Below are 21180 nucleotides of genomic sequence, written 5' to 3'. Positions count from 1 at the left end.
GCATCGATGACTGAGCAGACTGACCGCGCCGAGCCGGCTGACCACGCCGAGCAGACTGAACAGGCGGCGTCCGCCGACACTGCCCAGGATCTCGATCCGCAGGAGGATCAGGTCCTCGACGACGAGACCTCGACGACCCTTCCGCTGCGGGGCACTGAACTCAGCGATGACGAGCTCGCGGCACTGCTGGCCGTCATCGGGCGTCTGGCTGGAAGCGAGGCGGTCAAGGACCGGGGTCAGGGCACGGCGGGGCCCACGAACCGGGCGCGCTATCGACGTCGCCGACTGGGCCTGCATGAGCGTCACGGCGCCGATGCCTGGCAGTTCGCTGCGGGGGTGCGGTGATGACATCCCCCACCGACGCCATCCCCGCCTCACTGGTGCTGGCCTCCGCCTCCCCCGGCCGGGCTCGTGTGCTGGAGGCCGCCGGTGTGGCCTTCTCCACTGAGGTCTCCTCAGTCGATGAAGAGGAGGTGCTCGCCGCAGCACGGGCACTCGGCGGAGCCGAGGGGCTGGCCCCGTCCGAGGTGGCGCTGCTGCTGGCCCGTGCCAAGGCCGAGGACGTGGCCGCAGCGCCGCGGCAGCCGCAGGCACCGGTGCTGGGCTGCGATTCAGTGTTCGAACTCGACGGTGAGGCCCACGGCAAGCCCTATGAAGTCGACGTCGCCGTCGCACGGTGGCAGATGCTGCGCGGCCGCACCGGGGTGCTGCACTCCGGGCACTGGCTGATCGGCCCCCAGGGGCAGGCCGTGGGCCGCACGGTCTCGACCCGAGTCTCCTTCGCTGAGCCGACAGAAGCTCAGATCCGCGCCTACGCCGAATCGGGGGAACCGCTGCACTGCGCCGGGGCATTCACCATCGACGGCCGGGGGGCCGCCTTCGTCCGGAGTGTGGACGGTGATCACCTCTCGGTGATCGGCGTCTCTCCGCATGCCCTGACTGAACTGCTCGCCGAGATCGGCGAGGACATCACCGACTATTGGCGCCCCAGCCACACCGACGATGCACCATCGAGCACGCCCACCGAGAACCGAGAGCAGGAGCCGAGAGAACGATGAACGACTTCAGCAAGGTGCTGATCGCCAACCGCGGTGAGATCGCCGTGCGGGTGATCCGGGCGGCCCACGATGAGGGGCTCTCCGCCGTCGCCGTCTACGCCGATTCAGACCGAGACGCGATGCATGTGCGGATGGCCGATGAGGCGTACTCACTGGGCGGCAGCACCGCCGCCGACAGCTACCTGCTGCAGGAGAAGATCCTGGAGGCCGCACGGGCCACCGGTGCTGACGCGATCCACCCCGGCTACGGGTTCCTCTCGGAGAACGCGGACTTCGCTCGGGCGGTGGTCGAGGCGGGTCTGACCTGGATCGGCCCGTCGGCGGAGGCGATCGAACGGCTCGGTGACAAGGTCTCGGCGCGGCGGCTGGCCGAGAAGGTCGGCGCCCCTCTGGCGCCGGGTACGAAAGAGCCGGTGAAGTCGGCCAAAGAGGTGGTCCGCTTCGCGGAGAAGCAGGGCCTGCCCATCGCGATCAAGGCCGCCTTCGGCGGTGGCGGACGCGGGATCAAGGTGGTCCGCGACGCCGAGGAGATCGTCGAGCTCTATGAGTCTGCGGTGCGTGAGGCGACGGCGGCGTTCGGCCGCGGGGAGTGCTTCATCGAGAAGTTCCTCGACGCCCCCCGCCACGTGGAGACCCAGTGCCTGGCCGATGCCCATGGTGGCGTGGTGGTGGTCTCCACACGTGACTGCTCTCTGCAGCGCCGCAATCAGAAGCTGATCGAGGAGGCTCCGGCTCCGTTCCTGAGCCGACATCAGCAGCGCCAGCTCTACCGGGCGTCGAAGGCGCTGATGCGCGAGGCCGGCTACACCGGAGCCGGGACGTGCGAGTTCCTGATCGGTGCGGACGGGACGATCAGCTTCCTGGAGGTCAACACTCGTCTGCAGGTGGAGCACCCGGTCAGTGAGGAGGTCACCGGGATCGATCTGGTCCGGGAGCAGTTCCGCATCGCCCGCGGGGAGCGTCTGGGCTATGAGGACCCAGAGGTGCGCGGGCACAGCATCGAGTTCCGCATCAACGGCGAGGACGCCGGCCGGAACTTCCTGCCGTCGCCGGGGACCCTGGAGCGCTTCGACCTGCCCACCGGCCCCGGTGTGCGCGTGGATTCCGGCGTGGTCTCGGGTGAGACGATCTCCGGCTCCTTCGATTCGATGATCGCCAAGCTCATCGTCACCGGTTCTGACCGGGAGCAGGCGCTGCGCCGGGCCCGCCGGGCGCTGGCAGAGATGCACATCGACGGGCTGCCCACTGTCATCCCGTTCCACCGCACGGTGATCGAGGATCCGGCCTTCGCACCGGAGCTGGCAGAGGACCATGTCAGCCAGGACGGCAAACGCCGCCCGGCGGGGGCTGGGCGGCACCGACGCGAGCCTCAGCAGTTCTCAGTGCATACTCGGTGGATCGAGACGGAGTTCCACAACACGATCTCCCCGTACAACGCGCTGACCGCCCACGCAGTGCCGGAGCAGCCCGAGCAGCGCGAGGACGTGGTCATGGAGGTCAACGGCAAGCGGGTGACCGTCTCGCTGCCGGCCTCCTTGGCTGCGGGCAAGCTGGCCACCAGTCAGCAGCGCTCGAAGCGCCGCCGTAAGCGCACTGCCACCGCCTCCGCCGTCACTGGGGACCAGCTGGCCTCCCCCATGACCGGAACGATCGTGAAGGCGCACGCGAAGAACGGGGACAAGGTAGCCGAGGGCGACCTCATCCTGGTGCTGGAAGCGATGAAGATGGAGCAGCCGCTCACAGCGCATAAGGCGGGCAAGGTCAAGGGACTCAAAGCGGAGCCGGGCACGACGGTCACCGCCGGTGAGGTGCTGGCCACGATCGAGTGAGCCGGGGACCGATAATCTCTGGTCGGCGCTGCGTGTCCACGAGGATCCGTAGCTGAGGCCCGCTGCCGTCAGCCGAAGTGCACCGTCGGCTCAGGCCCGCCGTCTGAGGAACTCGTAGAAGATGGCCGAGAAGCGTTCAGGCGCCTGGACATTCGACTGGTGGCCAGCACCGTCGATGATGTGCAGCTCTGCCTCGGGGATCCCGCTCGCCAAGCGCCGCGCCGCGGGCAGGTTCGCACGATCCCGAGAGCCGCAGAGGACGAGTGTCGGTGCGGCAACTGACGCAAGCTCACCTGTGAGATCCACCGCGGCAACGGCATCGACGACGGCGAGCATATAGGCCTTGCTCACACCCTGAGGGGCCACGACTCTCGCCGGCAGCATACGCATGATGGCTCTCTGGAGTGTCATCAGCAGCCGTGGTGGCTTCACCTGCCCGGCCGCGAGGGTGAGCGAATGTACACGTTCAGGACGATCCACCGCAATCCGGAAGGCAATCATCGCGCCCAAGGAGAGTCCGCAGAAGTGAGCCTTCTCGACACCGAGGCGGTCAAGCTCTCCGAGGAGATCTGCCGACGCCTCAGCGAGGGTGAACTGCCCGGTTCTCGAGCGGACCGCCGCTAGCGCGGGGACGTCGATCACCACTGCTCGAAAACCGGCCGGAAGCGCATCGATCTGAGAGTCCCAGGCATCTGGAGTATCTCCAAGCCCGTGGATGAAGACCACCACCTGTTCCTCGCGCATGAGGCTCATTATCCTCCTGCCTCGAGTGACGACGAGCGTGACGATCGACTGGGCCGCTCGATACCGCATCACTCGATACCGCATCAGCGGCCCAGTACAGAGAGGCATAGCAGGAATCACCGTCCACAAAATGAGACAACTCCGAGCACCCCTGCTCATCGGAGATCACCAGGCGTAGAATCACGTGGTCCTGGCCTCACCGCAGAAGTCCTCGCGGTGGGGCCATCTGTGAGAGTGAGGAGCGCCCCATGGCTGACCCGACATCCGAAGCTGGTCCCGCTGACCAGCTGAGCGCGCGTGAATCTGAGCTCGTCGCCAACGCCACGGCGACGCCCGATGCTCAGACCAACGCCAACGACGCCGTCGCGGACCCGCACCTGAATGTCCCACGTCGGCGAATCATCCTCGCCTCGCTCATCGGCACCACGATCGAGTTCTACGACTTCTACATCTACGCCACCGCCGCCGTCTCGGTCTTTCCGATCCTGTTCTTCTACGGCGGCGCAGACTCCACTGAGGCCCAGCTGGCCTCCTTCGCCACCTTCGGCGCAGCCTTCATCGCACGCCCCCTCGGCGCGGTGATCTTTGGCCACCTGGGTGACATCATCGGCCGCAAAGCCACCCTGGTCGGCGCGCTGCTGACGATGGGGATCGCCACCTTCCTCATCGGCCTGCTGCCCACCGTCCACCAGATCGGCCTCTGGGCGCCGGCCATGCTGACCATCTTCCGCTTCTTCCAGGGTGTGGGCCTGGGCGGCGAATGGTCCGGTGCCGCCCTGCTTGCCACCGAGACCGCCAAGCCGGGCAAGCGCGCCCAGGCGGCGATGTGGCCCCAGCTGGGAGCCCCGTTCGGCTTCCTGCTGGCCAACGGGCTCTTCCTCACTCTGACCATGCTCTTCGCCTACGACTCCACCGAGGCCTCGATCGACGAGCCCTTCCTGGTGTGGGGCTGGCGGCTTCCCTTCCTGCTCTCCATCATCATGGTCGGCGTCGGGCTCTACGTCCGCCTGCGCATCGAGGAGACCCCCGTCTTCGCCCGGGCCATGCAGAACAACGAGCAGGTCAAGGCGCCCATCGGTGAAGTCTTCCGCCGCAACTGGTGGGAAGTCATCCTCGGCACCTTCACCATGCTGGCCACCTACGGCCTGTTCTACCTGATGACCACCTGGATCCTCTCCTACGCCATCGGCGCCGGTGGGCTGGGCTACGACTACCAGAACTTCCTGATCCTGCAGGTCCTCTCCATCCTGTTCTTCGCCGCCTTCGTGCCGGTGGCCGGACGGCTGGCCGACCGCTTCGGCCGCCGCCCGATGCTGATGGTGGTCACCGCTGCGATCATCCTGTTCGGGCTCTCCTTCGGCGTCTTCCTGGCTCCGGAATCCATGGGCACCGGTGCAGACCTCAACGTGTGGCAGATGCTGCTGTTCCTCTGCGTGGGCATGACCCTGATGGGGCTGACCTTCGGCCCGATGTCAGCGGTGCTTCCCGAACTGTTCCCCACCAACACCCGCTACACCGGCTCCGGTGTGGCCTATAACCTCGCCTCCATCCTCGGTGCGGCGCTAACCCCCTTCGTCGCCACCTGGCTGGTCACCTCCTTCGACGTGGCCGCCGTGGGCGTCTACCTGGCCATCCTGGGCGTGCTGACCATGATCTCGCTGCTCCTCTCCCCCGAGACCAAGACGAAGTCCCTCTACACCGCAGGCACAGACTGAGACGCGGGTGTCCGCGCCGCGTGAGCGGTTCGCACGGCGTTCACCTTCCTCAGGCAGACTGTCCCGTTGATGTCTGAGCACACACCCACCAACTCCGACCGCACACCTGAGCGCCATGGCAGCGTCGGCGAGGTCTTCCTGATCTTCCTGCGCCTGGGGCTCACCTCCTTCGGCGGCCCCGTCGCACATCTGGGGTACTTCAGGGAGGCCTTCGTTACCCGGCGTCGATGGCTGACGGAGAAGGCCTACGGAGATCTGGTCGCCCTATGCCAGTTCCTGCCCGGTCCGGCTTCCAGCCAGGTGGGAATGGCACTGGGGCTCCAACGCGCCGGAGTCGGCGGACTGTTTGCCGCATGGGTGGCCTTCACACTGCCCTCTGCGGTGCTGATGGGGGCCTTCGCCTATGGGCTCTCCGCCGCCGGTGACCTGGCCGAGGCCGGGTGGGTGCTCGGACTCAAAGCCGCCGCCGTCGCCGTCGTGGCCCACGCGGTGCTGGGCATGGGCCGCAGTCTCACCCCGGATGTCCCTCGGCTGCTCATCGCCGCCGGAGTCATGGCGGTGGTGCTGTGGGTGCCGAACCCAGCGGTGCAGATCCTCGTGCTGATCGGCGCCGGGGTCCTCGGGCTGCTGGTGCTGCGCCCAGCGCAGCCCGAGCCGGACGAACTCGACTCACTCCACGGCGGCATCTCTCGGCGCACCGGTGGAGTGCTCCTGGGGCTCTTCCTCGCCCTGCTCGCCGCCCTGCCGCTGATCGCGGCGTTCCTGCAGAGCCCGACATTGGACCTTGCCGATATCTTCTACCGGGCAGGTGCCCTGGTCTTCGGCGGCGGGCACGTGGTGCTTCCGCTGCTGGAGGCCGAAACCGTGCAAACCGGGATGCTCAGCCAGGATGAGTTCCTCGCCGGGTACGGTGCAGCCCAGGCACTGCCGGGGCCTCTGTTCACCCTCGCCACTTTCCTCGGGGCTGCGGCAGACTCCGCCGGCCTGCTCGGCGCGATCGTCGCCACTGTGGCGATCTTCCTTCCGGCCGGGCTGCTCACAGCGGGGGCGTTGCCCTTCTGGGAGCAGCTGCGCACCAACCTGCGCGCCCGCCGCGCACTGGACGGACTCAACGCCGGCGTCGTCGGGATCCTCACCGCCGCGCTGATCACCCCGGTGTTCACCGCCGGTGTGCTGGAGACCGGGTGGATCGCCGCAGTCATCGCCGCGGCCGGATTCGCCGCCCTGCAGTTCGGAAAGGTACCGGCATGGGCGGTGGTGCTGGGTGCGGCAGGCATCGGCTGGCTGGTGTTCTAGAGGAGCACACTGCCGAAGAGCCTCAGTCAGGGGAGCGGGGCGTGAACCTGGCCTCCCGGGGACTTATACAACTCATACGGCGACAACTCATACGGCAGAGTCACCGCGTTCACTGCGCGGGGAGGCTCACCGCTACGCTCCACGCTCCGTCTGTAGCGCCCCTTCACCCACGGTGCTCAACCGTCGGCTATATATGTGCGTCGGACTGGATCTATATCGCAGCCCGACGCACATTCATAGCGCAAGCTCCGGCATCGACCCGCTCACCCGCAGGATCGGCCTCGTAAACACCCCGCGCGGCCGCTCACCGGCTCAGTAATACACCGCCAGCGGCCCGCGCGGACCGTCGATGACCTCCACATCGGTGTCGAAGATCCTAGAGAGCACCTCATCGCGCATGATCTCCTCGGCCGTGCCGTGCTCGACCACTCCCCCGTCCTTCATCGCCAGGATGCGATCCGAGTAGTGCGCGGCGAAGTTGATGTCATGCAGCACGATCACCACAGTGCGGCCGAGCTCATCGGCGGCTCGCCGCAACTGGCGCATCATCTGCACCGAATGCTGCATGTCCAAGTTGTTCAGCGGCTCGTCCAGCAGCACGTAGTCAGTGTTCTGCGCCAGCACCATCGCCACATAGGCCCGCTGCCGCTGCCCACCGGAGAGCTGATCCAGGTAGCGCTGTTCCAGATCGGTCAGGTTCAGAAAGTCGATCGCCTCGGAGATATGTCGCTCGTCCTCTTCGTTCAGCCGCCCCCGCGAGTACGGGAACCGTCCGAAACCCACCAGCTGGCGGACTGTCAGCCGGGTGACGAAATGGTTCTCCTGCCGCAGGATCGAGAGGTTCTTCGCGATCGCCTTCGAGGGTGTGTTGACCACATCGTGCCCGGCCACGGTGATCGTCCCGGTGTCTAAGTCCAGCAGCCGGCCGATCATCGTCAGGATCGTCGACTTCCCAGCACCGTTGGGACCGACCAGCGCAGTGATCCCCCCGGAGGGGATCTCGACGTCGACGGGACCGATCCGGACCTCGGAGCCGTAGCCCTTGGTGACCTCGCTCAGACTGATCACAGGCGACCCTTCCGCAGAATGAAGAACAGGAACACGAGACCGCCCACCAGCTCCACGATGATCGTCACCGCGCCTTGGGCGTAGAAGATATGGCGCATCACGAAGTAGGCGCCGGTGAGCACCACGTAGCCGATCAGCGCGGCCATCGGGAACAGCATCCGATGCGAATAGGTGTCAGCCAAGGTGTAGGCCAGCGTGGCCACCAGGAAGCCGAGGAACGTCATCGGCCCCACCAGCGAGGTGGTCATCGCCATCAGCACCGAGACCAGCCCCAGGATGACCATCAGCTCCCGCTTATGGTTCAGCCCCAGGTTGTTCGCGGTGTTCTTCCCCAGGGCGACCACGTTGAGCCGGCTCGCCCGCAGCCAGAGCACCGTACCGACGATGAGCACGATCGGGATCACATACGGCAGGTACTCGGTGCGGGCGTTGCCGATGTTCCCGAAGAACCGGGCGGTGAGCACATCGAACTCGGACGGGGTGAGCATCCGCTGCATGAATGTCGAGAGCGAACCGAGCCCACCGCCGATGACCACACCGACCAGCAGCATGATGTGGATGTTGGAGAACCGCCCGGAGAGCAGCCAGGTATAGAGGATCATGGCGAAGACCACCATCGCCCCGGCCTGCAGGAAGAACTGCGGCACACCGATGAGCATGCTCACCCCGGTGATGCCGAAGAGGAAGACCATCGCAGTCTGCACGGCCACGTACAGCGATTCGAACCCCATGATCGAGGGGGTGATGATGCGGTTGTTCGTCGCCGTCTGGAAGGCCACCGTCGCCATCGCCTGGCAGAGGGCGACCACGGCGACGACGATGACTGTCTCCACGCGCATCCGGGCGATGAGCCAGAATCCGCGGCTGCCCACCTCCATGGGGTTGTCCCAGGCGAGGATGCCGAAGGTGAAGCCCACGGCGCAGAGCATCAGCACCGCCATGATGATCCAGTAGCGCAGCGCGTGCCCGCGGTCGGGCAGCGGGCCGGAATGCCGCCGGGGCGCCTTGCCCCGGGGTTGCGGTGCGTGACCTGCGGTCTCGGCCTGTTGCGGCGCAGCCTCACGGGAGGGGGAACGGCTCAGCAGGCTCATGTGGCCAGCCCTCCCTTGCGGCGCTGGCGCAGCAGCAGCCCGACGAAGACGATGGACCCGACGAGTCCCAGCACCAGCCCGACCGGGATCTCGAAGGGCGCGCGGATCGTGCGGCCGATGAGGTCACAGACGGTGACCACGCAGATCCCCACCAGGCACACCCAGGGGAGATTGGAACGCAGGTCATCACCGCGGAAGAGCGAGACGATGTTCGGCACGACCAGCCCCAAGAACGGCAGGGTGCCCACGACCACGGCGGTGACCCCGGTGGCCAAGGCGACCATCGCGGTGCCCATGAACAGTACGACGGCGTAATTGAGCCCGACGTTGGTGGCTGTCTCCTTACCCAGTCCGGCCACGGTGAACTGATCGGCGACGATGAACACCAGCACCGCCACGATGAGCACCACCCACAGGATCTCGTACTGCCCCCGGATCACCGAGGTGAAGGACCCCTGGAACCAGATGCCCAGGTTCTGCAGCTGCTCGGTCATCAGCGCGATGTAGGTGGAGACGGAAGAGACCACCGCACCGAGCATGATGCCGATGATCGGCACGATCAGCGAGGAGGTCAGCGAGACCCGGCGCAGGAAGAGGAAGAAGATCATCGTGCCGATGAAGGCCATGATCACGGCACCGAGCATCCGGGTGGTCAGGGAGGGCGAGGGCACCAGGATCATCACCAGCAGCAGGCCCAGTCCCGCCCATTCGGTGGTGCCGGTGGTGGTCGGCTCGACGAACCGGTTCTGGGTGAGCAGCTGCATGATCAGCCCGCACATCGCCATCGAGGCCCCGGCCAGGATCAGCCCGATGGTCCGTGGGATACGGGTGATGCCGAACATCCGTGACCCGCCCTCACCGAAGATGTCGTACTGGCCGACCATCAGTGACAGGGTCAGCAGTCCGAGGGTGACGGCGAGGCCGATGAGCAGGGCGGGGGTGAACAGCCGGCGTCCGCGGGATCCGCGTTCACGGCCCGGGGAGGCTTCTCCGCTGAGTCCGGTCTCGCCGGTGCCCAACGTGCTCCGGGGCGCGCGAACGACAGCAGTCTCAGCTTCTCCGTGTGCTTCGGGGCTGTCTGCCGGGTCGGCGTGTTCAGTGCTCGACATGGGTTCTTCCGGGTCTGGTGCGTCAGGGGGTCGGTCGGGCGCCGGTGCGAGGGGCGCAGCTGAGGCCCCGAGCCGCAGCTCGGGGCCTCAGCTCAGATTCGGACTCACTGGTCCTGGGCCTCTTCCATGGCGTCGGCGATGCTGGCGAGCGCCTCGGTGTAGGCCTGGATGTCCTCGGTCAGGTACAGGTTGCCGGGCATGTAGATGACCTGATCATTCTGCACGGCGGGGACGTCCTGCAGGGCCTCGGACTCCTCGATGAGCTCCTGGGCGGGGCTGTACTCTTCACCCTCGTCACCGCTCATCCGCGCGTCACGGTCCATGACGATCAGCCACTCCGGGTTGGAGTCGGCGATGGCCTCGACGGAGATGTCGTCGCCTTCGTGGTCGGTGGAGGCGTCGTCGACCTCGAGGGCCGGCTCGAAGGGCACCATGTCGAAGAGCGGGCCCACCGCGCGGCCGACAGAGGGAGCGGCGTAGTTGATGTCTCCGCCGGAGGTCACCAGTCCCATCACCGTGGACTCGCCGTCGTAGGCCTCGGTGGCCCGGTCGATCTCGTCCTGGAACGCGGTGACCAGTTCCTCGGCGGCCTCCTGCTCGCCGAAGATCTCCCCGAGGGCTTCGGTCTTGTGGATCAGGTTCTCGTCCAGGGTCTCGTCGCCCTCTTCGTCCAGCTCGAACTCCACGATGGTGGCGTCGGGGGCGTACTCTTCGAGGTCCTCGTAGTACTGGGCGAAGCGCTGGCCGTTGATGATCAGGTCCGGTTCGGCGGCGACGAGCTGCTCGAAGTCCGGCTCACGGTGATTGCCCAGGTTGAGGATGTCCTCGTCCTCGGCGTAGCTGTGGGTCTCCGGGTCCATGATGTCCTGCGGAGCGGCGGTGAGCTCGACGCCGAACTCTTCGAGAGTGCGGAAAGAGCGGTTGTCGGTGGCGACGATGGAGTCCGGGTCCTCGGGCAGCTCCTGGGTGCCGTGGTCGTCCTCGATCTCGGTGACCTCGGTCTGGGCCTCCTCGTTGCCGTTGTCCTCTTCGGCGTCGGAGTCACTATCCGAGCCGCAGGCGGTAAGCAGCAGGGCGGCGGCAGTAGCTGTGGAGAGCAGGGCCGCGCGGCGGCGGGAGAACTCAAGAGTGGGCATTTACGTGGACTCCTGTTCAGGGCGAGGATCGACCGACGAGGACGCGACCAGCGTGATACATCACATCATGCTGATGCATTCTGCGGCGATTCCGAGTGACATAAGGGTTGCCTAAGCTCAATAGACACTAAGTGCATTTCTTCACCGGTGCAACTCTGTGACGTCACACCCTTCGCACATGACATCTGCCGTGCCGGACATGCGCCGATAGGCTGTCAGGCATGTCAGACTCGACCGCTTCGCCGCCCTCACTGCTGGCCCCGGTGCTGACCACCCAGGGCTGGGAGCTGCTCGCGAGCCTGCCGTCCTACGACGCCGACGAGAGCTTCACGCTGAACCAGCGGCTGCGCCGGCAGGGCCATCCCGCCGAGACTGTAGCCGCCGCGCTCACCCAATCCCGATTACGCGCCGCGGCTGCGACGAAGTTCGGCCAGTTCGCCGCCCGCATGCTCTTCACCGAGGACGGGCTGCAGCAGGCCACTCGGCTCGATGTGGCCGCCCGGCATGCCCGACGATTCCACCGCGCAGGGATCACCACACTGGCGGACCTGGGCTGCGGGATCGGCGGAGACGCCCTGGCCGCGGCGGCATCGGGACTCCAGGTCATCGCCGTAGAATCCGATGAGACGACTGCGGCCGCAGCCACGATCAACCTCTCCCCCTTCCCCGAGGCCCAGGTGTGCCACGGCACAGCCGAAGAGTTCCTGACGGAAGAGCTACCCCGCGCCTTCCCTGACCCCTCACCTGGAGCCTCACCCGAAGCCTCCCCTGCTGAGCCGAGCGAACCCGCAGCTGAGCTGGGGCTATGGCTGGACCCCGCCCGCCGCGACCCGCATGCCGCCCGCAGCGCCGACGGTGCCGCCCATCGGCTCAGCGATCCGGAGACCTTCTCGCCTCCGCTGAGCCTGGCACAGGATCTGGCCGCCGCAGGGCATCCGGTAGGAGTCAAGCTCGGCCCCGGGATCGCCCACGAGCAGATCCCCCGGGACTGTGAGGCTGAATGGGTCAGCATCGACGGCGACGTCGTCGAAGTGGCCCTGTGGTTCGGCACCCTCACCCGCCCCGGGGTCCGGCGCGCGGCCACGGTGCTGCGCCAGGGCCAGCCGGCAGTGGAGCTCACCAGCTCAACGGACTTCAGCCCACAGGAATCAGGCTCAGCGGAACCAGACCCAGCGAACCCCCACCTGAGGGGAACTGATCCAACCCCGGCCAGCGCGCCCAGCGGCCCTGACGGCCTGCACGGAATCCTCTGGGAACCTGATGGGGCGGTCATCCGGGCAGGGCTGGTCGCCGACTGCGCGGAGCTGTTCGGCGGGTGGCTGCTGGACCGTCATATCGCCTATTTCTGCACTACCGAGGACACCCAGGCACCGCCTGAAGCCCAGGGACTGGCGCGGGGCTATCGGATCCTGGAGACCATGGCCTTCAACGTCAAGACGCTGAAACGGTGGGCTGCGGAGCAGGAGGTGACCCGCGTGGAGATCAAGAAGCGCGGAGTCGACATCACGCCGGAACGGCTGCGCCAGCAGATACTGCCGCCGCGACGCCGCGGGGCACAGGCCAGAGCAGCAACTCTGGTGGTGACTCGGGTGGCAGATCAGCGGATCGTCGCCGTCGTCGAGCCCCTGGGCTGACGTCGCAGTGAAGCTGACGTCGCAGTGAGGCCAAGACCGCACTGGGGACTGACATAGCAGTGGCGGGGCCTCGCACCAAGCCCCGCCACTGTCGTATTCATTTGTCGCACCCAAGAAAGACACAGAGCACTGTGCCGGTCTCCCGATCACGTTCGCACCCGCCGAACGGGAGATCTGCCGGCGACGAGAAGGCTGACCTCCGACATCCGCCGAAGTCCACCCTTCAGGTCGTCCTGAAGTAATTAAACAACATGACCCTCACCTAATCAAGCCGGTCCTGAAGTGAGCTGCATCACGAGACTGGCCACTGTGGCAGGCTGTGGTCATGACGGACTCAGCGTCCCACCCAGAAAGGCCCTCACTATGACCGACGAGCAGCTTCCGCCGATCGTGCGGGGCAACCGCGGCGTCAGTATATGGTTCTGGATCACGCTCGCAGTCATCATCCTGGCCGGCCCGGTGATCATCGCCGTCCCGAGAGCGGGAAGTGAGGCGGCACCTCCGGCACAGTGGCCGCTGATCATCGGCTGCGGCGTGGCCCTGCTCCTCGGTACTCGTGCGCTGCTGATCCCCCGCCTGCGATTCGACCTCCCCCGGGGCGAGTTCACGACGCGCCGTCACAGGTACCCCTTCGCCGCCGTGGCGCGGATGGAGTTCACCCGGCAGAGCGCGGGCCTCTGGGCCGTGCTCCGCAATGATCAGGGGCATCGGATCGGCGCGATGTCTCTGGGGAACTCGTTCTGCGCACCACCTGATGCCGCACAATGGGCGGCGTTGAGGCACACCTTGGCGACCTCAGCGGCGATCCGCCGGACACCACCGGTGCCACCGAGCCATGGAGAGCTCGCGATCGGCCAGGTGCTGCAGATCCTCGACGCCCAGGTGGCCTGGTGCCGCTCGGGCAAGCGCAGCTCCTCCCGCGAGGCACCGCATCAGGCCCTGTACCGCAGCGCCGGGTCATCTCGCGGAAAAACCACGGTGGATCTGCGCGCGCACCGGTCCTAACACTGCTCCTTGCCACACACTGATCTTTGCCACACACACACTGCTCCTGCCACCGGCGGTGCGAGCCGAAGTACCTCACTCAGCGCAGCGGGAGTGACCCACCTCGTGCTCACCCACCGCAGTGGGCAGTGCGCCGGGGGCTTCACGGCCTTCCAGCACCTCAATCAGCGCCTCGAAGGAACCCGGAGTGTCCCCGTAGAGCGCGATCTGGACCGGGGCATCCGCACCGGCTAGCGCCTCCGGGCGCTCCAGCGCGACGGCGACGTCGCCTCCGGCTGACCCCTGGGCACCGGAGAACAGGTGCACCTGGACGCCACCCGCTCCCACGTCCACCCCGGCCGCCTCAGCGGCCTCGGTCAGGCGTGCGCGGTCCTCCTCATCCCCACCGATGATCTCGATCCCCGCCGCGGCCTGCTCATCATCGGCCTCATCACCCACCAGCGCGGCGCCGCATTCGCCCTCGACCAGAGTCACCGCATCCCGGCTGACTCCGAGGCTCCGCTGATCCGGAGCCACTGCACCAGTCTCGTCCTGCTCACCGGCATCTGAGCCGACGTCTGAGCCAGCACCGCTGCGAGGGCCGCCGGCGAGCTCGCCGGCGGCCAGATCCTGCTGCCAGAGCATCATCGCGACCACCCGCTGGGCGGCCTGGTCGAGCTTCTGCTCCTCCAGCTCCCCGTTGCCCAGCGCTGCGAGGATCGCCTCATGCGCCCCGCGGATGTCCGAGGGCATCAGCAGTAGGTCGGCCCCGGCGTCGAGGGCCTGCACAGGGGCCTCATCGGCACCATACTGCTGGACGATCGCACCCATGTTCAGTGCATCAGTGACCGCCACCCCGTCGAACCCGGTGCCGCGGAGCTGCGAGTAGGTCACCGAGGACAACGAGGAAGGCACCCCCTCCTCGAGCGCGGGAACCTCCAGATGCCCGACCATCACCATCGGCGCGCCCTCTTCACCCGCCTCACGGAAGGGCAGCCAATCCTCATCCCACAACTGCTCCAGGCTCTTGTCCTGCACCGGCAGCGTGTGGTGGGAATCGTCCTCCACAGAGCCGTGCCCGGGGAAATGCTTCATCGAACCGGCGACTCCAGCCTCGCTGAAACCGCGCAGCCCGGCCATGCTCAGCTGAGCGACCATCTCCGGGTCAGCGCCGAAGGCCCGGCTGCCCATCGTGGGATCGGCGGAGCCGACGGTGACATCGCCGTTCGGCGCGAAGTCCACAGTGAAACCCAGCTCCGCGAGCTCGCGGCCCATCGCCGTATGCCCCTGCTGAGCCGTGGCGACGGCGTCGTCATGCCCGCCCTGCGCGGCGGCCCCGTAGGCCATGGGGGTCGGCCATTCGGTGAGCGGCTCCCCGATGCGGGTGACCAGCCCGCCCTCCTGATCGACGGAGATGATCGCGGGGTAGCTGCGGTCCGAGGCGGCTTCCTGCATCGTCTCGATCTGCGAGGCCAGAGCCTCGAGGTCCGCCTCCGAGCCCTCGGTGGGGACGTTGTCACCCATGACGATGACCCCGGCCAGGTGCAGTTCCTCGATCAGCCCGGCCATCTGGGAGGCGTCTGTGCCGGAGTACTCCCCGACGAGCACCTGCCCTGCCTTCTGCTCCGGCGACATCTGTGCCACCAGCTCCTCGGCTTCGTCACGGTGCTCGGCGGAGGGCCCGGCCAGTGCGGCCTCGACCTCTGCGCCGTCATCGTCCGCGTCATCCCCCTCACCCTGTGCGCTCTCGCCTTGTGCACTCTCGCCCTGTTCCGCCGTCTGCCCATCGTCGGTGCCCTCCTCAGTGGCCTCGTCGCCGTCGGCGCAGGCGGTGACCAGCAGCAGCGCGGCCAGGCTCAGCGCAGCATAGCCGCGACGCCGGCGGGCGAGCGCTACGGACCGGGGTGCGGCAGCGGCGTTGGAGGTGTCAGCACATGAGGTCTTCAGCATGCGACCCAGAGTAGCCCTCGTACCAGCGAATCGGGGCGACCTGCGAGTATTCTGAACTGTCTGCACCTTCCGGGCGTACTTTTCCTCACCCGGCGGGGCGGCAAGGCCCTGCACCGACCGAGGATGAGCCCATGGAACTGCCCTTCGCCCGATCGGAGCGCTCCACACTCGGACTTGAGTGGGAACTGGCTCTGGTCGATCACCACACCGGTGACCTGCGCCCGGTGGCTGATCAGGTCCTCGAGGCCTGCCGGCGTGCCGAACCCAGCTGTGGCCCCGACGACGACCACCCCTATGTGAAGCAGGAGCTGCTGACCAACACGGTGGAGGTCATCACCGATGTCTGCCGCAGCGTGGGTGAGGGCATCGCCCAGCTCCGCCAGGTGGCCGGGCTGGTGGAGGAGATCTGCCGACCACTCGGCGTCGAACTGTACTCCCAGGGGTCCCACCCCTTCGCCGCGCCCCGTCAGCAGCCGGTGACGGATAAGGAACGCTATGCCGAGCTGATCCGCCGGACCCAGTGGTGGGGCCGGCAGATGGTGATCTACGGGGTGCACGTCCACGTCGGGCTCGAGCGCCGCGCCTACGCGGTGCCGGCGATGAACACGCTGACAGCCTTCCACCCGCATTTCCAGGCGCTGACGGCCTCCTCACCGTTCTGGTCGGGTGAGGACACCGGTTATGCCTCACAGCGGGCGCTGATGTTCCAGCAGCTGCCCACCGCCGGGCTGCCGTTCCAGCTGTCTGATTGGGGCGGGTTCGAGACCTATGTGCGGGACATGCTGCGCACCGGGGTGATCGATGACGTCACCGAGGTCCGGTGGGATGTCCGCCCGGTGCCGCGGCTGGGGACTGTGGAGATGCGCATCGCCGACGGGCTGGCCACTCTGGAGGAGATCGCCGCGATCGCCGCGCTGACGCAGTGCCTGGTCCACCGCACTGTGGAGGATCTGGAGGCCGGCCGCGAGACCCCGCGGATGCCGCAGTGGTACGCCCAGGAGAATAAGTGGCGGGCGGCTCGGTACGGGATGGAGGCGATCATCATCCTCAACGCCGACGGCGACGAGATGCTGGTCACCGAGCATCTCGAGAAGGTGCTCGAAGACCTCGCCCCGATCGCGGAGAAGCTGGGCTGCGATGAGGAGCTGGCGGGGGTGCGCACGATGATGGCCGGGGAGGTCGGCTACCAGCGGCAGCGCCGGGTGGCCGCCGCGCAGGGCGGTGATCTGCGCGGCGTCGTCTTAGACTCCACGGACCTCACCCGCCGCTCGATCCGCCACGAGCTGTAACTCCGCCCCACCGCCCCACCCCACACCGCGCGACCCCGCACCCACCCCACGTTGACTCTGGAGTTGGTGCCCTTTTGGTGCCGTTTTTCAGCTGAAAAGGGCACCAACTCCAGAGTCAACCGGGAGGGGGCAGGGGACGGGTCATGCCGTCCAGCGGTAGCGGTGCTCCGGCCGGCCCGCCGAGCCATAGCGCAGACCCAGTTCCGCCCGGCCCTCCGCACAGAGATGCTCCAAGTATCGACGCGCCGTCACTCGGGCGAGCCCGGTGCGCTCGGACACCTCTGACGCGGAGAGATCCTCCCCGGCCTCACGAAGCGTATCGACGACCAGATCGATCGTCGGCGCGGCCATACCCTTGGGCAGCTGCGCCTTCTGCTGAGGCTTCATCGCCGCGAAGATCCCATCGACGTCGGCCTGCGACGCCAGCCCGCCGGCCTCGGCACGACGCCGCATCCCCACATAGCGTTCCAACTGATCACGCAGAGCAGCCAGAGGGAACGGCTTGATGAGGTAGTAGAGGGCGCCCAGCCAGGAGGCCTCCCGCACGTGCTCCATGTCCCGCAGCGCGCTGACGACGATCACATCCACACGCCCGGAGGACTGACGCATCCGAGGATCACGCAGCCGGTTCATCAGGTCCATGCCCCGGCCATCGGGCAGATAGAGGTCCATCAGCACAAGATCCGGCCGCTTCGCCGGAATGACCGCCAAGGCCTCAGCCATCGTGTGGACCACCGCCGAGACCTCGAATCCCGGAACAGACTCAACCAGTTCACGGTGATTACGCGCCACGCGGACGTCATCATCAACGATCACTACCGAGAACATGACCCTCCTTCTGTGCAGACCCCTAGCTCGGCAGCTCCCCAGACTGCTGGGCAGAGTCTCCGGCCGGCCGTGTCACCGGCAAGAACGCCGAGAACACCGTCTCACGGTCGGATTCGCAGACGACCGCCCCGCCCCGACGCTCGCAGGCCCGCGCCACCAGCGCCAGGCCGATCCCCCTGAGCCCGCGGCCGTCATCGGATCGGGTGGAGACCCCGGCGGTGAAGATCGACTCCTGCAGATGTTCCGGGACGCCGGGGCCGTCATCGATCACCCGGATCTCGATGGTCCCCTCCGCTGAAACACCGTCTGAAACACCCTCTGAGACACCCTCCGCCCTTGCCAGGACCCCGTGCTCCCCCGCACCACCGCTGTGCTGACGCACCAGCAGCTCCACCGCACCACCCGGACCCACGGACTCCATCGCGTTATCGACGAGATTCCCCACCACCAGCAACACGTCATCACGCAGATCGGCAGCGAGCCCGTCCCGGAGCAGGCTCAGCGCAGACAACGTCACCTGACATCCGGCCTCATCGGCCTGAGCCATCTTCGCCAGCACCAAGGCGGCCACCGAGGGCTCCTCCAGCCGTTCGACGACGTCGGCATCGACCCGCGAGGTGCTGGTGGCCAGATCGGCGAGATACTCCCGGGCCTAGTCTACCGCACCGAGGTCCAGCATCCCGGAGAGCGTGTGGAGGCGGTTGGCGAACTCATGGCGCTGGGCCCTGAGCCCCTGGGTCACCGTGTGTGCCCCGTCGAGCCGTCGGCTCAGCTGGGCCACTTCGGTCTGATCACGGACGGTCACCACCGACCCGCTCTGCCGATCGTCGATGCGCACCGGCCGCCGACGGCAGATCAGCACCCGCGAACCGAAGCTCACCACCTCATCATGCTCCGCAGATCCCTCCACCAGCACCCGCTGCAGGCTCGGTGGAAGGTCCAGCTCCGCGGCGGTGCGCTGCAGATGATCCGCAGGCAGATCCAGCAACCTCTGGGCCGCGCGGTTGGCCAGAGTCAGTCGGCCTGCCCCGTCAGTGGCCACGACCCCCTCCCCGATGGCGTGGAACACCGCTTCCCGGGCATCGAGCAGCGCCGTGATCTCCTCCGGCGCCAGTCCGTGGGTCTTGCGCCTGATCCGCCGCGAGATCACCAGAGCCCCCAGGACTCCGACGCCGAGCACGCACAGCGCCGAGGCGAAGATCAGCGGCACGGCCTCCCAGGAGGCTCCAGCAACCTGAGACGCGAGGAACCCGACGGAGACGTACCCGATGACCTCCTCGGTCTGCGGGTCGGTCACCGGCACGCGAGCGCGCAGCGTCATGCCCGCCGGGCCGTGTTCGACGCCGGTCCACGTCTCACCTTCCAGCACCGGGGCCGGGTCGAGTACCGGCCGTTGGCCGATGGCCGACGGGTCGGGATGGGACTGCCGGATCCCCTCAGCATCGACGACCACCACATATTCGGTGCCGGAGGCGGTGCGCAGGGTCTCCGCCAAGGGGGCCAGCACCTCTGAGGGGTCGGGTTCCTGGGTCAGGGCCTCGGCCACCGTCGGCATCGCCGCCACCGATTCGGCCACGGCCAGCGCCCGGTGTTCGTAGTGGTCACGGACGTCGCGATACTGGGCCACAGCCCAGAACGCGCTGACGATCAGCACGGCGAAGGTCAGCAGCACGGTCACAGAGAGGAACAGCTCTCGGGTCAGGGGCGCGACCCGGCGGCCGGAGCGCCTGCCTCCAGCTGTGGAACCCTCTTTCACCGTCATCGCACCCCTCTCCGCCGTGCTGAGACCAGTATGACCACTATGACCTCCGGGGGACTAAAAGCCTGGGTCCCATCCCCCATGCCCCACGCTGTCATACAGATCACATTCCCTTGGGCTTTCTTTTCGTTGACAGGAGACGACTATGCTCAGCATCATCGGCCTGGCAGTCATCGCCACGATGACGACTCTGCTGATCCTCGGCCGTATCGCCCCCATCGTCGGCCTGACGGTGATCCCCGTCGCCGGAGCGCTGGCGGCCGGGTTCTCATTCGCCGAGATCGGAGACTTCTTCGGAGAAGGCATCGCCTCAGTGCTCGACGTCGCGGTGATGCTCATCTTCGCGATCCTGTTCTTCGGGATCATGAACAAGGTCGGGCTCTTCGACCCTCTCGTCCGGTTCACCGTGCGCATCACCCGCGGCAACGTCGTCGCCGTCGCCGTCGGCACGGTGCTGCTGGCCACGATCTGCCACCTCGACGGCGCCGGAGCCTCCACGTTCCTGATCACCATTCCTGCCTTGCTGCCCCTCTACCAGGCACTGGGCATGAGCCCGTACCTGCTGCTTCTGCTGGCAGCGACCAGTATGGGCGTGTTGAACATGCTGCCCTGGGGTGGGCCGGTCGGTCGCGCCGCGGCAGTGATCGGTGAGGACCCGATCAACCTGTGGCGCGGGTTGATCCCGGTGCAGATCCTGGGTCTGGTGCTGCTGGTCATCATGGCGGTGCTCCTGGGCCTGCGTGAGCAGCGTCGGATCCGCATCCTGCGTGAGGCCACCGGCGATGACCGGGAACTGGTCGGCGCGGGGATCGGCACCGATCCGCAGCGCGCCTCCACCGGTTTCGGCGATGCCCCAGCCAGGGAATCGCTCAGCCCCTCGCAGGGCAGCGCCTCCGACGGCGAGGCACCGGAGGAGGGCTCACAGCACAGGAAACAGACCGGGGACTCCGCCGATGAGAGCCTCGAGGTACCGCGTTGGCGGTACTGGGCCAATGTAGTGCTGGTCCTGGGCATGCTCACACTGCTGATCTCTGATCTGATGCCTCCGTCGCTGGCGTTCATGCTCGGTCTCAGCGGCGCCCTGGTGGTGAACTTCCCGAGGGTCGCGGACCAGATGGAGCAGATCAAGCAGCAGGGTGGTAACGCCGTCGGCACCGGGGCCATCGTCCTCGCGGCCGGATGCTTCCTCGGGATCCTGGGCGAGTCCGGCATGCTGGAGTCGCTGGCAGAGGATGCGGTGACACTGCTGCCGGCAGCTCTGGTGCCCTACCTGCATCTGATCGTCGGGTTCTTCGGTCTGCCGCTGGAGCTGGTCTTGAGCACCGACGCGCACTATTTCGCGCTGCTGCCGGTGGTGGAGGGCATCTCCACGCAGGTCGGCGTCGATACGATGGCCGTGGTCTATGCAGTGCTCGTCGGCAATATCATCGGCACCTACATCAGCCCCTTCGCCGCTGCGCTCTGGCTGGCGCTGGGCCTGACCGGGTGCGACATCGGCAAGCACATCCGGTATTCGTTCTTCCCGATGTGGATCTTCTCCATCGTCATCCTGGCGCTGTCGCTGCTGCTGGGCCTCATCCCCACCAGCTGAGGCGGAACCCACTGACCCACCGTACCCACGTTGACTCTGGAGTTGGTGCCCTTTTGAGGCCGTTTTCCGGCTGAAAAGGGCACCAACTCCAGAGTCAAC

The 21180-nt window shown here is 67.1% G+C and carries 18 protein-coding genes; 9 read left to right on the top strand and 9 right to left on the bottom strand.

What is annotated here, in order from left to right; genetic code table 11:
- The first annotated feature begins 6 nt into the window (after positions 1-6).
- The 3 genes from RIL96_RS09985 to RIL96_RS09975 are packed head-to-tail and all read left to right on the top strand — an operon-like array spanning position 7 to position 2887.
- Positions 7-345 (top strand): acyl-CoA carboxylase epsilon subunit, encoded by a 339-nt coding sequence (locus RIL96_RS09985; protein WP_310548872.1) that lies wholly within the window; start codon positions 7-9, stop codon positions 343-345.
- Positions 345-1058 (top strand): Maf family protein, encoded by a 714-nt coding sequence (locus RIL96_RS09980; protein ID WP_310548871.1) that lies wholly within the window; start codon positions 345-347, stop codon positions 1056-1058. The genes RIL96_RS09985 and RIL96_RS09980 overlap by 1 nt, the downstream gene beginning before the upstream one ends.
- On the top strand, positions 1055-2887 hold the full coding sequence (locus RIL96_RS09975; protein WP_310548870.1) for an acetyl/propionyl/methylcrotonyl-CoA carboxylase subunit alpha: 1833 nt from the start codon (positions 1055-1057) through the stop codon (positions 2885-2887). The genes RIL96_RS09980 and RIL96_RS09975 overlap by 4 nt, the downstream gene beginning before the upstream one ends.
- Positions 2888-2977: 90 nt before the next feature.
- Here RIL96_RS09975 and RIL96_RS09970 read toward each other — a convergent pair whose 3' ends face one another.
- Entirely contained in the window at positions 2978-3640 is a 663-nt protein-coding gene (locus RIL96_RS09970; RefSeq protein WP_310548869.1) for an alpha/beta fold hydrolase, read from the bottom strand.
- Positions 3641-3879: 239 nt separating this feature from the next.
- Here RIL96_RS09970 and RIL96_RS09965 point away from each other — a divergent pair, with 239 nt between their 5' ends.
- The gene (locus RIL96_RS09965) at positions 3880-5346 is read left to right on the top strand and encodes an MFS transporter (RefSeq protein WP_310548868.1); all 1467 of its coding nucleotides are present in this window, start codon (positions 3880-3882) and stop codon (positions 5344-5346) included.
- 69 nt (positions 5347-5415) lie between these two features.
- On the top strand, positions 5416-6642 hold the full coding sequence (gene chrA, locus RIL96_RS09960; protein ID WP_310548867.1) for a chromate efflux transporter: 1227 nt from the start codon (positions 5416-5418) through the stop codon (positions 6640-6642).
- 312 nt (positions 6643-6954) lie between these two features.
- Here the strand turns inward: chrA and RIL96_RS09955 are convergent, their stop codons facing one another.
- The 4 genes from RIL96_RS09955 to RIL96_RS09940 form a co-directional block, all read right to left on the bottom strand.
- Positions 6955-7710, bottom strand: coding sequence for an iron ABC transporter ATP-binding protein (locus RIL96_RS09955; RefSeq protein WP_310548866.1), 756 nt, complete (start codon positions 7708-7710; stop codon positions 6955-6957).
- Positions 7707-8801, bottom strand: a complete 1095-nt coding sequence (locus RIL96_RS09950; protein ID WP_310548865.1) for an iron chelate uptake ABC transporter family permease subunit — start codon at positions 8799-8801, stop codon at positions 7707-7709. Before RIL96_RS09950 ends, RIL96_RS09955 begins: the two co-directional genes overlap by 4 nt.
- Positions 8798-9910, bottom strand: a complete 1113-nt coding sequence (locus tag RIL96_RS09945) for an ABC transporter permease (RefSeq protein WP_310548864.1) — start codon at positions 9908-9910, stop codon at positions 8798-8800. Before RIL96_RS09945 ends, RIL96_RS09950 begins: the two co-directional genes overlap by 4 nt.
- A gap of 104 nt (positions 9911-10014) precedes the next feature.
- Positions 10015-11046, bottom strand: a complete 1032-nt coding sequence (locus RIL96_RS09940) for a siderophore ABC transporter substrate-binding protein (RefSeq protein ID WP_310548863.1) — start codon at positions 11044-11046, stop codon at positions 10015-10017.
- Between the two features lie 221 nt (positions 11047-11267).
- On the opposite strand from RIL96_RS09940, the gene RIL96_RS09935 reads away from it, so the two are divergent.
- Both RIL96_RS09935 and RIL96_RS09930 read left to right on the top strand, forming a co-directional pair.
- Positions 11268-12680 carry a THUMP-like domain-containing protein gene (locus RIL96_RS09935; RefSeq protein ID WP_310548862.1) on the top strand — a complete coding sequence of 471 codons (1413 nt, stop codon included), beginning with the start codon at positions 11268-11270 and terminating at the stop codon, positions 12678-12680.
- 363 nt (positions 12681-13043) lie between these two features.
- A complete protein-coding gene (locus tag RIL96_RS09930) occupies positions 13044-13685 on the top strand; it encodes a hypothetical protein (RefSeq protein ID WP_310548861.1) in 642 nt (213 codons plus the stop codon).
- A 75-nt stretch (positions 13686-13760) separates the two neighbouring features.
- Here the strand turns inward: RIL96_RS09930 and RIL96_RS09925 are convergent, their stop codons facing one another.
- Positions 13761-15614 carry a glycoside hydrolase family 3 protein gene (locus tag RIL96_RS09925; protein ID WP_310548860.1) on the bottom strand — a complete coding sequence of 618 codons (1854 nt, stop codon included), beginning with the start codon at positions 15612-15614 and terminating at the stop codon, positions 13761-13763.
- 131 nt (positions 15615-15745) lie between these two features.
- On the opposite strand from RIL96_RS09925, the gene RIL96_RS09920 reads away from it, so the two are divergent.
- Positions 15746-16903 (top strand): glutamate--cysteine ligase, encoded by a 1158-nt coding sequence (locus RIL96_RS09920; RefSeq protein ID WP_310548859.1) that lies wholly within the window; start codon positions 15746-15748, stop codon positions 16901-16903.
- Between the two features lie 141 nt (positions 16904-17044).
- On the opposite strand, the gene RIL96_RS09915 is transcribed toward RIL96_RS09920, so the two are convergent.
- From RIL96_RS09915 to RIL96_RS09905, 3 genes are all read right to left on the bottom strand, one after another.
- Entirely contained in the window at positions 17045-17731 is a 687-nt protein-coding gene (locus RIL96_RS09915) for a response regulator (protein WP_310548858.1), read from the bottom strand.
- A gap of 22 nt (positions 17732-17753) precedes the next feature.
- Positions 17754-18302, bottom strand: a complete 549-nt coding sequence (locus RIL96_RS09910; protein ID WP_310548857.1) for a sensor histidine kinase — start codon at positions 18300-18302, stop codon at positions 17754-17756.
- 81 nt (positions 18303-18383) lie between these two features.
- Positions 18384-19493 (bottom strand): PAS domain-containing protein, encoded by a 1110-nt coding sequence (locus RIL96_RS09905; RefSeq protein ID WP_310548856.1) that lies wholly within the window; start codon positions 19491-19493, stop codon positions 18384-18386.
- 142 nt (positions 19494-19635) lie between these two features.
- Between RIL96_RS09905 and RIL96_RS09900 the strand changes: the two genes are divergently transcribed.
- Entirely contained in the window at positions 19636-21081 is a 1446-nt protein-coding gene (locus RIL96_RS09900) for a CitMHS family transporter (protein ID WP_310548855.1), read from the top strand.
- The last annotated feature ends 99 nt before the right edge of the window (positions 21082-21180 follow it).

The organism is Nesterenkonia aerolata (genome assembly GCF_031470965.1).
Classification (GTDB): domain Bacteria; phylum Actinomycetota; class Actinomycetes; order Actinomycetales; family Micrococcaceae; genus Nesterenkonia; species Nesterenkonia aerolata.
This window is presented reverse-complemented; position numbering and strand designations above follow the sequence as displayed.

Coding starts and splice junctions, on each gene's coding strand:
- RIL96_RS09985 (WP_310548872.1), top strand. CDS start 7: ATGACTGAGCAGACTGACCGCGCCGAGCCGGCTGACCACGCCGAGCAG.
- RIL96_RS09980 (WP_310548871.1), top strand. CDS start 345: ATGACATCCCCCACCGACGCCATCCCCGCCTCACTGGTGCTGGCCTCC.
- RIL96_RS09975 (WP_310548870.1), top strand. CDS start 1,055: ATGAACGACTTCAGCAAGGTGCTGATCGCCAACCGCGGTGAGATCGCC.
- RIL96_RS09970 (WP_310548869.1), bottom strand. CDS start 3,640: ATGAGCCTCATGCGCGAGGAACAGGTGGTGGTCTTCATCCACGGGCTT.
- RIL96_RS09965 (WP_310548868.1), top strand. CDS start 3,880: ATGGCTGACCCGACATCCGAAGCTGGTCCCGCTGACCAGCTGAGCGCG.
- chrA (WP_310548867.1), top strand. CDS start 5,416: ATGTCTGAGCACACACCCACCAACTCCGACCGCACACCTGAGCGCCAT.
- RIL96_RS09950 (WP_310548865.1), bottom strand. CDS start 8,801: ATGAGCCTGCTGAGCCGTTCCCCCTCCCGTGAGGCTGCGCCGCAACAG.
- RIL96_RS09945 (WP_310548864.1), bottom strand. CDS start 9,910: ATGTCGAGCACTGAACACGCCGACCCGGCAGACAGCCCCGAAGCACAC.
- RIL96_RS09940 (WP_310548863.1), bottom strand. CDS start 11,046: ATGCCCACTCTTGAGTTCTCCCGCCGCCGCGCGGCCCTGCTCTCCACA.
- RIL96_RS09935 (WP_310548862.1), top strand. CDS start 11,268: ATGTCAGACTCGACCGCTTCGCCGCCCTCACTGCTGGCCCCGGTGCTG.
- RIL96_RS09930 (WP_310548861.1), top strand. CDS start 13,044: ATGACCGACGAGCAGCTTCCGCCGATCGTGCGGGGCAACCGCGGCGTC.
- RIL96_RS09925 (WP_310548860.1), bottom strand. CDS start 15,614: ATGCTGAAGACCTCATGTGCTGACACCTCCAACGCCGCTGCCGCACCC.
- RIL96_RS09920 (WP_310548859.1), top strand. CDS start 15,746: ATGGAACTGCCCTTCGCCCGATCGGAGCGCTCCACACTCGGACTTGAG.
- RIL96_RS09915 (WP_310548858.1), bottom strand. CDS start 17,731: ATGTTCTCGGTAGTGATCGTTGATGATGACGTCCGCGTGGCGCGTAAT.
- RIL96_RS09905 (WP_310548856.1), bottom strand. CDS start 19,493: ATGACGGTGAAAGAGGGTTCCACAGCTGGAGGCAGGCGCTCCGGCCGC.
- RIL96_RS09900 (WP_310548855.1), top strand. CDS start 19,636: ATGCTCAGCATCATCGGCCTGGCAGTCATCGCCACGATGACGACTCTG.